Source organism: Pseudoalteromonas rubra (assembly GCF_001482385.1).
In the GTDB taxonomy this organism is placed as follows: domain Bacteria; phylum Pseudomonadota; class Gammaproteobacteria; order Enterobacterales; family Alteromonadaceae; genus Pseudoalteromonas; species Pseudoalteromonas ardens.
Genome location: NZ_CP013612.1, coordinates 751,453 through 763,172, shown reverse-complemented (window position 1 = coordinate 763,172; position 11,720 = coordinate 751,453). Strand labels below are relative to the sequence as shown.

Genomic DNA, 11,720 nt, shown 5'->3' with positions numbered 1-11,720 from the left:
GTGTCAATGCTCAGCGAGCTGAGTTCTATTATTATCAGCCGGATAAATGACGGATCAACATTTTACCTGCGCGGGCAATCGAGATCAGAATTTTATCAGCAGAGCGTTATTTGGAAGTTTTATCGAACGGGAATAACGAAGAAGCAGGCTATGCCCCCTGTTTTAGTCAAAAAATAGGAAAAAACAGTACCTTTTTAGCTGAAAAATTCGACTAGACGCAATAATAAATACGTCTCAGGCCACATTTTTACTAACTCCGGTGTCCATAAATCAAATTTTTACTAAGTCAGCCTCAAGATAAAACAAAATTTTACTAACTAGACAAACAACAAATCATCTTTTTACCAACTCAGCAAACTGTAAACCCCCTTTACAACTCCATATTTGACCCACAATTATTTCATACTCTGAATAAAGTCTTATGTGCCACTAAAAAATTATGAAAAAAATACTGCTTCAATCAGCTTTTGCGTTACTCAGTATAGTCTCTGTGAATGCTCAGGCTACTAGCTCGACAATTACCTTGCCGGAAATAAAAAAGCTTGAACTATCAGGCAACTACGAGCAGGCACTGAGCAGTCTGACCCCATTTTACAATCACTCGGATCACCTGCAGCAATTAAATGCACGCTTTGTTGAAGCGAAAATCTATCGCAAACAGGGCAAACACCAGCAAGCCATTGATGCGCTGGGCAGGCTATCAGAAAAGTTTCAGCTGGATATCGATAATCAGTTTCAGCTTTATAAAGAGCTGGGGATCAATTACCGACGCATGGGTAAGCTGGATGAAGCTGAAACTAACTACAAACAGGCATTAAATACAGCTAAAGCCATGAATAATAGTGACTTAATAGGTCAAAGTTATTCAAACTTAGGCACCTTGTATGACTATAAGAACGAATTGGCAAAGGCTATGCAGTTCCAGCTCAAGGCCAGAGATGCACTTAAAGGCAGCCAGCTCCACGGGGTAGTCGCAAACAACTTTTATAATCTGGGTGATATGGCAATACGCTTCAATGACCTGGAGCAAGCTGAATTTTTTTTTACCAAAGCCCTGATAGCAGATAAGAAAGCAGGTGAATTAAGTCATATTGCCGGCACGGCACTGAGACTGGCTCAGGTTACAGCGAAACGAAAAAACTACTTACAGGCAGTTGAAAAAGCCACCGAAGCAATTGAACTATTGGAACAAATCCCGGCCAATGTCAGTCTGGCTCGTGCCCATCAGCTGATCAGTGGCGCTTATCTGAAGCTGGAAAAAGGCGAGAAAGCCGAAGAGCACGCAAAGTTATCAATGCACTACGCCTCTCAAAGTGATGATCAGATCCAGAATTTTCACGCACATGTGACTATGGCCAGAGCCTACTTATACTTGCAAAAATCTAAGCTCGCACGTCCACACTACGAGTGGCTGACACGCTTTATGGACGAAGAAGAAGAGAATTCCTACACATCTCAGCTTTACTACAACCTGAAAGCCAAGTTTGACTTTCAACAAGGTCGCCACCAGGAAGCGTATGAAGCCCTGAGTCAGGCAAATACTTTTTTTGCTCAAACGATTGAAAAAGCCAACTCAGAGCAAGCACTTACCCACAAGCGCACCATAGATACTGTGATGCAGCAGCAACGCCTGGATGACTCAGAACACCACCGTAAGCTGACGGAAAGCCTGTTGCGCAATGCGCAGCTCATGCAGCGTATGTGGCTATTTGTTGCCCTGACCTGCTTATTATTGGGTATTTTGATCAGTTATATCTTATACAGTAAAAATAAGACCGCACGCCTGAAAGCCAACCTGTATCAGCAAAACCTCAAACAAAAAGATCAAATGCTGGCCGACATTTCTCACGAACTCAGAACCCCGTTGAGTGTACTCAAACTGCATATTGAGGCTTTGGAATATAACCTGCTTGATGACGATACCCTGGCATATAGTAAAATCAATGAGAAAATATCCCAGCTTAATCACCTGATCTCAGACGTTTATCAACTTTCTCAGGCTGATAACCAGGCCATGGTTGTCAACAACCAACCTTATTGCACCCGAACACTTGCCGACAGTTACTGTTATGACATTAAGCGACTGGTGAAAAGCAATGGGCTGCATTTTAGTGCCGATATTTCGATCCCCACAGATGCCAGTGTATTAATAGACAAACCCAAACTGGACAGAGTCATAGATAACCTGGCAAAAAATGCCTGCCTGTACACAGACAAACCAGGCCAGGTACGAGTAAAAATCCGACAAAACTGCGAAGGGTTGATCATTCAGCTGGAAGACTCATCGCCAGGCGTATCAGACAATGAGAAACCGCGCTTATTCGAACGCTTATACCGGGTAGAAAGCTCGCGAAGTCGTGCAACAGGTGGGTCAGGCCTTGGGCTATCCTTATGTAAAAGCCTGGTGGAATCCATGTCAGGTGAAATTGAACTCAGGGATAGCAGACTAGGGGGTCTATCTATTCGGGTGACATTGCGTCAAGTAACGTCTGAGTTACCTGCTAAAAAGCACAGTAACAGTCAGGTAAATGTTTGATCTCGTGATAATTCAGGTCGTCAGATACCTGACGACCCGACCTTGTAGGGATCTAATTTAACTGACCGACAGCAACAAGCCTCAGCTTGCCATTAACTTTGACAAATGTCGCACCAGAGTAGTAACTCTGTCCATTATCGATATTGAGTGGATTGTTAAGGTACATATGCTGACCACCAACAAACTAAGCCCCCCGGTGCGCCGCTATCAGCTCAGAGACTGGCTGTGAACTGGCTCTCAGGGTTAAATCCTGAAAGGCCACCTGTGCGGACTGACCCGTTACATAAACAACCGCGGTTGAATAACCTACAGCAAAATACAACACCACTTGTGCATTTAACGCAGCACGGATCACTACGCCACCAGACGTAGTGTTGCCAGTACGAGTAGTGCGGCTTAAGATCGTTTTTCCGTTACACATCAGTAAAGCGGGTCGGCCAAATTGACTGGCAGTCATTAGATGGACGTGATGATGTATTGTAAATACCTTCGGCAAGTTCTATGGTTTGCTGATGCAGAATGACATCAGGCAGCTTGCGGAGTCGCAAAGGGCGTCCATTGATCCATCATTATTATCACTGCCCGTGAGTGTGTTCACATACCAAACTTTCTCACCTTCCGTTACCGAAGGCGAAGTTTTGCTAGGAACAACAACCTCCCCAGAGCTTGCAGACACAGCGCCAGAGGCTCCAGCCCTACAAGTCCAGCCGACGCGATGAAGCGACGACGACTAAAATCATTATTATCGTTCATTAGTTCCCTCAATTACATTATGTAGAGTCGTACAGAATACAGCCTGACGTTTAAGGGAAAGGCACACCATCCGCATACAAGTGTTTGTTTTAATTTGTTACCAGGCGGCAATAGTGCCTGTAATATTTAAGCGCAAACAGCACACGGTCGATAATCGTCATCAAAAAAGCTGGTGCTTATTTCTTATCCACCACATAAACCAATCTATTTAATCTTTTCTTAACTGCTCCGATCAGAGAGAACAAAAGATGGCCTCCATTTTCTTTCCACAATGATTGGTTTTAATAAGCAATATACACGGGAGGAATAGTCTATGACACAGCGTACTATGAAACACAATGAATGGGTAAAAATTGTTGAATCCAGACATCGTCAAAAAAAGCAAAACACGACAGTAAAAACCACATTACCGATCTGGTCTATGTTACTGGGTGGCTTTATCATTCTTTCTGCTGCATGGTCTTATTTTGTTGATAGCTCATCTGAAGAAGTTCAGATCGCAGCGATTGATTCAAGCGCCCAAAAACGTATTACGCGCTACTTTTCTAAGCAGTTCATGATGGGCAGCTGGAAATTCAATAATATTGATTTTAAAAGCGGCGAGCTAAATGTATTCATTCAGATCCCAACCAAACTGGCGATGTCTGAAAGTGAAGTTAAAGAATATATCCGCAACTCATTATGCCCTGCTGCTAACAGTCGAGTATGGCAAGATGTGCAAAATAACGACATGTATATTTATTTATATACAGATATGCCTCGCAGGGGTAAATACGCTTTGTGTAATAGCTGATCATACGCAAATAACAAGGGGCCTGATGGCCCCTTTTTATTGTCTTAAATATCAGGTTAACGTCGATTATCAACTCAAAAATAAAGCCATATAATTACAGCTGTATTGAAAGACACTCTATATCAACAGAACGTGTTCCCAGACAAAAACAAAGGCAACAAGTGGAAAAGTTGAACAGAAATAGCGCTTAAGACTGGACGCATTACACAGCTTATTAAATTACCTGATACTGAAAGTGCTATCTGCTTATTTAACGATAAACGTTGATAGCCTGAACTTTCGGGTAACTCGTTCCAAAGCCCGAAAAGCAACCGTTTCCGTATATCGCAACATTTTTACCGGCCATAAACGCGGCAAGTAACGTTGAATAATGCCTCTTTCCACCTTCCGTACTGGTATCTATCCAGACAATTTGTTTTTGAGCACAGCCTATGCTGTTGGCATCGTTTGCTGAAAAATAAACCCTCACTCCCATGGGCTCTGAATTTATAAAGTCGACACGTGCACTTCTATCTTTTGTTACCCATCCCGCAGCTGACAGCGCGTTAAAACTGGTTGCAGCCAATAAAGCGCCAAAAATTACTTTTTTCAAAATTGTCCCTTATTTACATTATCAATAAAAACCAGCAAGAAGAATACCGAAACCATGATAGGTACGCAAAATTAAAGCTGCTGTTGTCACTTTATTGTCTATTACTCCAACTCAAGCTTTGCTTTTTCAGTTAACTCGCTCGGTAGCTCGCGAGACACTGAAACACCCAGTTCTTTAAACTCCGAAGCCTGTTTAATCAAATTCCCTTTTCCGCTGTAGAGCTGAGCCATTGCTTTATCGTACCCTTCACGAGCCTTATCAAGCTGTTTTCCAACCCCTTCTAAACTATGCAAAAACGCATTCAGTTTGCTATAAAATTTTTCTGCTCGCAAGGCCAGCTCTTTACTGTGTTTACTCTGTTCTTCAAAACGCCATAACTGTTTGACGATATTCAGACTCGTCAGTAAAGTCGTCGGGGTAGCAATCAGCACTTTATTCTCTAACGCATATTGATATAAATCGGGTGCATACTTGATGGCTTCAACAAAAGCAGATTCAACCGGAATAAACATAATGACCACTTCTGGCGAGTTCAAACCCGGCAATCGTTCATAAGATTTATCCCCAAGCTCTTTAACCCGGGCTTTCACCGCTTCAACATGTGCCACAATGGCCTGATTGGCGTCGCTATCTCGCTCTGCGTTTACATAACGGGTATAAGCATTCAAAGACGTTTTAGCGTCGACAACCAAATGACGCTGTTGTGGAAGGTAAACAATCACATCGGGACGATATTTACCTTCTTCGGTAGAAAAACTCACTTCGCGCTGATAGTCATTGCCCGGGCGCAAACCTGCGCTGTCCAGTACGTTCTCTAACATCAGTTCGCCCCAGTTACCCTGGGTTTTCTTTTGTCCCTGGAGCGCATTGGTGAGTTTACTAGCCTGCTCGGTAATGGCCTGATTGTTTGCCTGCAAGTGCAATAACTCGGTACGTAACGCCGCTCTTTGTTTCAGCTCTTCGCTATGAATAGCCTCCATTTTATCCCGAAAGCCTTTGAGCTCTCCCTGAACGGGTTGTAATAACTGAGAAATTTTGTCCTGACTGTGGCGAGCAAACTTTTCACTTTTATCTTCAAAAATCTGTGTGGCCAGGTTTTCGAACTCCTGTTTAAGAACTAACTTAGACTGCTCCAGCTGTGCCAGCTGCGCATCAAAAGACTGCTGTTTCTGTACCAGCGTGGTTTTGACATCAGTTAGTTCAAGCTCAAGGCGATGGGCATATGCTTGAGTATCCTGCGCCATGTCTTCAGCTTTTTGCCAGCGCGTCTGTAATTCGTTGGCCTGGCTTTGTTTTTCAGCCAGTCTTGCTTGAAGCTGCTGGCAGTCACCGTGTAGTTGCCAGTGTTGAGTCTGTGCCTGTTTTAGCTCATCACTGCGCAGCACGAGCTGCGCCTGTAACTGCTCGTTTTGCATCTCGAGCTGTTGCCGGCATGTCGCACTTCTTTGCCGAATCAAAAAAAAGAGCGGAGCAAAAATACATGAAGCAAGTACAGCACCTGTACCAAGTAAAGTAAAAATATGAGCGGGAGAGAGGGAGACTAAACTAGACCAAAACATAGGCATTCTCTTGATGTGACTATGCTTAGATAATATCAATTACACAGCCTAAATGCCTATTATATTGTGTTTTTCCAGAAATTAGTTTTGACAAGATGCGGCGCATGCGCGCCGTCATTTATGCATCGAGCTGTTGCTCATTGAAGCGATAGCCTGCGCCATAAACTGACTCAACTATCTTGGGCGAACAATCGATTTGCTTTATCTTTTTTCGAATATTTTTAATGTGGCTATCGATAACGCGATCGGAGATATCAAAGTTATCAGGCTGAATATGGTCCAGGATCTGCTGACGCGAAAACACCCGGTTCGGAGACTGGTACAACATAGCAAAGACATCAAACTCAACTTTAGTCAGAGACAATGTGTTACCTTTGATAGCCACAATAAGCTGTTCAACATCGACCACGATTGCGGCTTCCTGAGAGGCGCTAGGAGCGCCCTGACAACGACGTAGTATCGCTTTGATGCGCATGACGAGCTCAGCGGCACTGAATGGCTTACAGACGTAATCATCGGCACCAAACTCCAACCCTTTCAAACGGTCAGCCTCAGATACCTTAGCTGTGAGCATGACGATAGGAACCATAGAAAACTCGCGGATCTGTCGCATGCATTCAACACCATCCTGATTTGGCAGCATGATATCCATTAGAATGGCTTCAGGGTTATTTGCTCTCACCCAGTCGACCACCAGAGCACCATCAGCAATATGAGAAATTTCGAATCCAGAAGCTTTAAAAAACAGCATTACCTGCTCTGCAATATCGTAATCATCCTCAACGATAAGAATATGGTGCTTTGAAGTCATTTAGCCTCTCGATTTAGCCTTAAGTTGTGAAAGCTGCCTTTTAACCTGACCTTTTAATTTATCCGACAGTGTTTCGTCAAACAGCAGCATGGTCAGAATACTCGCCAGATCTTCTGAACTGGCTACCTCATTCAGTAGATCATAATCACACTGTGACTGAGGTTCAATAAAGTTTAACTGTGAAATTGTATTTTCGTAGCACAACATAGCTCGCCCCTTGAGTCCATCACGTCCTAATTCGCCAATATGGTCATTAAAGTAAAACAATGTGGATCAAATATGGAACAGCTAAAAAATGCACAAAAAAAAAGCCGGTTAACTGTTAACCGGCTCGATACAATACTTGTATTTAATAGGGGGAAATCAACAATATGCTTACTACACACTAGGCGTTAACAACAAGCATAATGATAGACCTCACCGGGTTCTAAAAAGTTCAGAAAAAAATTAGTTTTTTATCATTTCGAGCATTTGCGCTTCATTGAACTGGGTCAAATTCACTCCTGCATCGGCAAATAATGCATCGACCAGCGCCTGCTTGTCTTTTTGCATTTGATAGACCTTCTGCTCAATCGAGTTAGCAATGATCAGCTTGTAGACGAATACAGGCTTATCCTGGCCAATTCGATAGGCTCTGTCTGTTGCCTGATTCTCAACGGCGGGGTTCCACCAGGGATCAAAATGGATCACTGTGTCAGCCTGGGTCAGATTCAAACCCGTTCCACCCGCTTTAAGGCTGATCAGAAAAACATCGACCTCTCCTTCAGTGAACTTTGCAATCACCTTGTCCCGCTGGCGCGTTTGCCCCGTAAGCATGGTGAATGGGATATTTAACCCATCGCAATGGCTGGCTATCATATCGAGTACACTGGTGAACTGGCTGAAAATAATCACCTTACGACCTTCTTCGAGGAAGATCGGTAAGTGACTAGACAACCAATCAAACTTAGCGCTGTTAAATGCCCGCGTTTTGTCCACCAGACTAGGATGGCAACAAATCTGACGTAGCTTTAACAAGGCATCCAAAAAGGCCAGCTTGCTACGCTCAACACCCTGCTCTTTGAATAAATCAAGCAGGCTTGATTCAACCTTAGCCTGAACCTGGTTATACATGTCTGCCTGATCACCGCTGAATTCAAGCTTCTTAACCAACTCCGTTTTCGCTGGTAGCTCCCGTACAACCTCTGACTTGGTTCGACGCAGAATAAAAGGCGCAATCAAAGACTGTAACTCTTTAGCGCGCCGGGTATCGTTTTCTTTCTCAATGGGGTGCTGAAAATAATGCTTAAACTGTTGTTTTGTACCCAGTACATCAGGCATTACAAAATCGAGCAGCGATTTAAGTTCAAGCAAATTATTCTCTACAGGAGTACCACTTAGGCACAACTTAAATTCCGCTGATAGCTGTTTAACACACTTGGAAATTTGCGCAGTCTCATTTTTGATGTACTGCGCTTCGTCGAGCACAATAGAGTCAAACTCCAGCTCGGAATAGTGCGCCAGGTCGCGTTTTAGTAAAGGGTAAGTGGTAATGATAAACCGTGCATTAGCCACCTGATTGAGTTGCTTGTCACGCTGAGCACCATGAACCGTCAACAAGGGAAGATGTGGCGCAAAGCGGCGGAATTCGTTCTGCCAGTTCCCAACCAGACTGGTTGGGCACACTATCAAAGATGGCTTTGTCACCAGAGTGTTATGCTGGGAAATGAAATAAGCGATCACCTGAAGGGTTTTACCCAGGCCCATGTCGTCGGCGAGGATCCCGCCCAGCTGATGACGGTTCAGGAATCTTAGCCAATCCACTCCCTGCACCTGATAATCACGTAGCGTGAAATGTTCACCCGTACTGGATACGCCCATAGCATCCGCGGCGTCCGGTTTACTTAGCTCTTCCAGATAATCTAGCAGGCGAGGGTCGTCAGAAACACTTTCAACTGCTCCAAGATCAAATAACTTACTAGCATAGGAGAGCGGGAACTTGAACTGCGAGCTTGAAAGATAATAACTAAACCGGGCTTTAAGATGCAATAACTCATCATACACCGCCTTTGGGATAGCGTAGAATTGCTCTGCGATGTTTATGTACTGGTATACATTGGCCAGAGAATTCACTTCATGAGACGGTACTTTATCCCAATCAAGCGTAACCAGCTTATCATCAAACAACACACGACCAATGACATGATGTTTTTTATCCCGCTTAAGTACCAGGGTAACTTTAGGAGTTAATACCGGACGACCACCTTGTAGCTCGTCAACCTGCCATAGCTTGCTTTGCAAGTAAGGGCGGACTTCGCTATTGAACCAATGATATGTCACATCATCATCATGCGGCAGTACAAAGTGATTTTGCTGTGCGGAAAACCCAAGCCCATTTAGCATTTTTTCACAACGATTAAGTTGTTTGGCTTTTGAGTGACGGCCTTCTTTATCGAGTAGGGACAATGCCAGTTTCAAAGGGGCGCCAGGCTCTATGCTTAACTTAGCCACCAACTTATCTTTGTTCACCAAATGCTCGTGTCCCTGAGGCGGTGGGACTATGTTATCGGCAAAAACATCCTGAAAGCGTTTTATCACCGCTTCAATCTTCGTCGCGTTGATAAGTGGCATGGTATGCAGATGCGCAATCTCCTGAGCACTTAACTCAGATTCAATCCGGCCTAACACCATATTCTCAGTGTCAAGATAAACAGGGGGATCTGTTTTAATCAGTTGCCATTGCTCCACTCCGGTTAAATAACTGGTGAGCCGATATTCATCTCGCTCCTGTTCCCAGCCAAATTCCAGATGCTGCTTATGACCAAATGCAAGAGGCTTGCGACTGCTCTGATAAAAACAACGTTTGCTCTGCACCAACTGTTGTAAAGCAGAAAAGCCCCAACTCCCGGAAAGTTCAAAGTGGCCGGGTGTATTTTGCGAACGGATCCAGGAAAATAGCCTGAAATCGCTCTCTAATATATCTTTTGGCGGCACTTGGCTATTAAGTTGATGCTCCGTTAATGCACGACCCAACGGATATACTCCATCTGGCTTTTGCGGTGTGGTTTTAGGATTAACCAGTAACTCATTACCACGTGATTCAAGCACGAATAGCAATACATTGGTCACGTCCAGATCATTGACCTGTTGCAATTGAGCCAGCTCATTAAACCAATCGTTGACCAAGTAGGATTCACCGAAGCCACCGGAATGTTCGATTTTTAGTTTAAGCAACACCGCTGCGATATGACGGCACTTTGGATTATTTGAACAAGTACATTGTGCCTCAACGGATGGGGTGCCTTTAACTTGATCAATCTTGATATGCTGAGTAAAGGTGTTACCAAAGTTGCCCATGACCTGGGCATCTATTTTCGTAAAATCTTCAGAGTGCTCCAAAAAGCAGATCTGCTCGTCGTGCAAATACTGTTTAGCCTTGCTTAACAAGGCAGCATTAAAATACTGTTTGAGAAATCGCTCTGACAAAGGAAACTGAGTCGACTGTTCCTGCTTAATTTCCTCAAATAGTGCTAGAAGTTGCTCTTTAGATAACTGCGAAGACATTCGTTTACAATAAAAAAGACGTAAAAGAGCAGTATATGAAATTACGTATTTGAGCTAAAGGGAAAAATGGCGATAAATTGGGAAAAAATGACTGGTTGGATGACAACTGACGTGGGAAAGTACGAAAAACGGCCGATAAATCCGGCCGTTAGTGATTAATTAAAACTTGCGAGTAATTTCTCTAATTGCTCCAGGCGCTTTTCTGTCATGACGCGATCATCTATTTTTACCGTAATGGCGCCACTTTTAATGTTCTTTTGCACTTTGACATAGTCATTTTCGAGTAATGCGATATTTCTGGCTTCAGCCTTAGAAAAGGTCGTCAGATAGTTAGTGAGCAATACCGCACGCTTCTCGTCACTTACCGGATCTGCGGTGAGTTGCTCAGGATTGTATTCAGCCACTTTCTGTTTAAACGCATCGTTATGATCCTGGATCGCAGCAATTAGCTTTTTAGCGGCTTCCCGACCTAAATGGTTTGCTGTCGGATACAGGCCCACTACGTCAACAGGGATCTGCTCATAAGCTTTTAAAGAATCTGCAATGGCTGTGTGTGATAAGCCTTCGATTGCCGCAATTTCACGATATGAGCCTTTTTTTCCTTGCTGGATAAGAGCCTGCTTTGTCTGAGAAAAAGCTTTGCCCTGCTCCCATAAACTAGGCGCAATATACTGGTCTGAAGACACAGACAGTACTTTTGCGTCTTCATCAGTGAAATCCGCAGAAGTCAAAATTACATAATCAGCGTCACCTAATAAACAGGCTTTTCTACGCCTGGAACCCGATAAAACCTCATGCACAGGACCTTTTTCCCAACACAAAGCAGGATGCAAATTGCGCTTATCAGATTTGATCGCAGGTAAAATATCAGCAACTGAACGTTCATTCAGTAATGTTTGGTCACGTCGGTTATCACCATAAACCCGGGTGCTCTGAGTGATCTCATTATGTTTGATCACCTTACAGATCAAAGTGATCGTTCTATTTGGATCGCTAGGAGCCGGCATTGTGATCACATCGCCTACTTTGGCCTGATCTAAAAGATCATCCAGGCTACTTCCTTCAACGGGTGTTGCAAATGGGTCGATACGAGTGTCGTTTTTACGTTTTCTAGCCATGAAATAGTTTACCTG

At 43.8% G+C, this 11,720-nt stretch carries 9 protein-coding genes; 2 read left to right on the top strand and 7 right to left on the bottom strand.

Annotation, left to right across the window (positions count from 1 at the left end):
* Positions 1-439 precede the first annotated feature (439 nt).
* A complete protein-coding gene (locus AT705_RS22335) occupies positions 440-2,536 on the top strand; it encodes a tetratricopeptide repeat protein (RefSeq protein ID WP_058798541.1) in 2,097 nt (698 codons plus the stop codon).
* Between the two features lie 184 nt (positions 2,537-2,720).
* Here AT705_RS22335 and AT705_RS22330 read toward each other — a convergent pair whose 3' ends face one another.
* Complete coding sequence (locus tag AT705_RS22330; protein WP_058798540.1) at positions 2,721-2,993, bottom strand: hypothetical protein; 273 nt, start codon at positions 2,991-2,993, stop codon at positions 2,721-2,723.
* Between the two features lie 609 nt (positions 2,994-3,602).
* Here AT705_RS22330 and AT705_RS22325 point away from each other — a divergent pair.
* Positions 3,603-4,082 carry a hypothetical protein gene (locus AT705_RS22325; RefSeq protein ID WP_058798539.1) on the top strand — a complete coding sequence of 160 codons (480 nt, stop codon included), beginning with the start codon at positions 3,603-3,605 and terminating at the stop codon, positions 4,080-4,082.
* A 250-nt stretch (positions 4,083-4,332) separates the two neighbouring features.
* Here the strand turns inward: AT705_RS22325 and AT705_RS22320 are convergent, their stop codons facing one another.
* The 6 genes from AT705_RS22320 to AT705_RS22295 all read right to left on the bottom strand — a co-directional run bounded on the left by AT705_RS22320 (position 4,333) and on the right by AT705_RS22295 (position 11,705).
* Entirely contained in the window at positions 4,333-4,674 is a 342-nt protein-coding gene (locus tag AT705_RS22320) for a hypothetical protein (protein WP_058798538.1), read from the bottom strand.
* Positions 4,675-4,775: 101 nt separating this feature from the next.
* A complete protein-coding gene (gene rmuC / locus AT705_RS22315) occupies positions 4,776-6,233 on the bottom strand; it encodes a DNA recombination protein RmuC (protein ID WP_058798537.1) in 1,458 nt (485 codons plus the stop codon).
* Positions 6,234-6,351: 118 nt separating this feature from the next.
* Positions 6,352-7,044 carry a response regulator gene (locus AT705_RS22310; RefSeq protein WP_058798536.1) on the bottom strand — a complete coding sequence of 231 codons (693 nt, stop codon included), beginning with the start codon at positions 7,042-7,044 and terminating at the stop codon, positions 6,352-6,354.
* A complete protein-coding gene (locus tag AT705_RS22305) occupies positions 7,045-7,251 on the bottom strand; it encodes a hypothetical protein (RefSeq protein WP_049863268.1) in 207 nt (68 codons plus the stop codon). It lies immediately after the preceding gene.
* A 240-nt stretch (positions 7,252-7,491) separates the two neighbouring features.
* Positions 7,492-10,587, bottom strand: coding sequence for a DEAD/DEAH box helicase (locus AT705_RS22300; RefSeq protein ID WP_058798535.1), 3,096 nt, complete (start codon positions 10,585-10,587; stop codon positions 7,492-7,494).
* 155 nt (positions 10,588-10,742) lie between these two features.
* Entirely contained in the window at positions 10,743-11,705 is a 963-nt protein-coding gene (locus AT705_RS22295) for a hypothetical protein (RefSeq protein WP_058798534.1), read from the bottom strand.
* Positions 11,706-11,720: the final 15 nt, after the last annotated feature.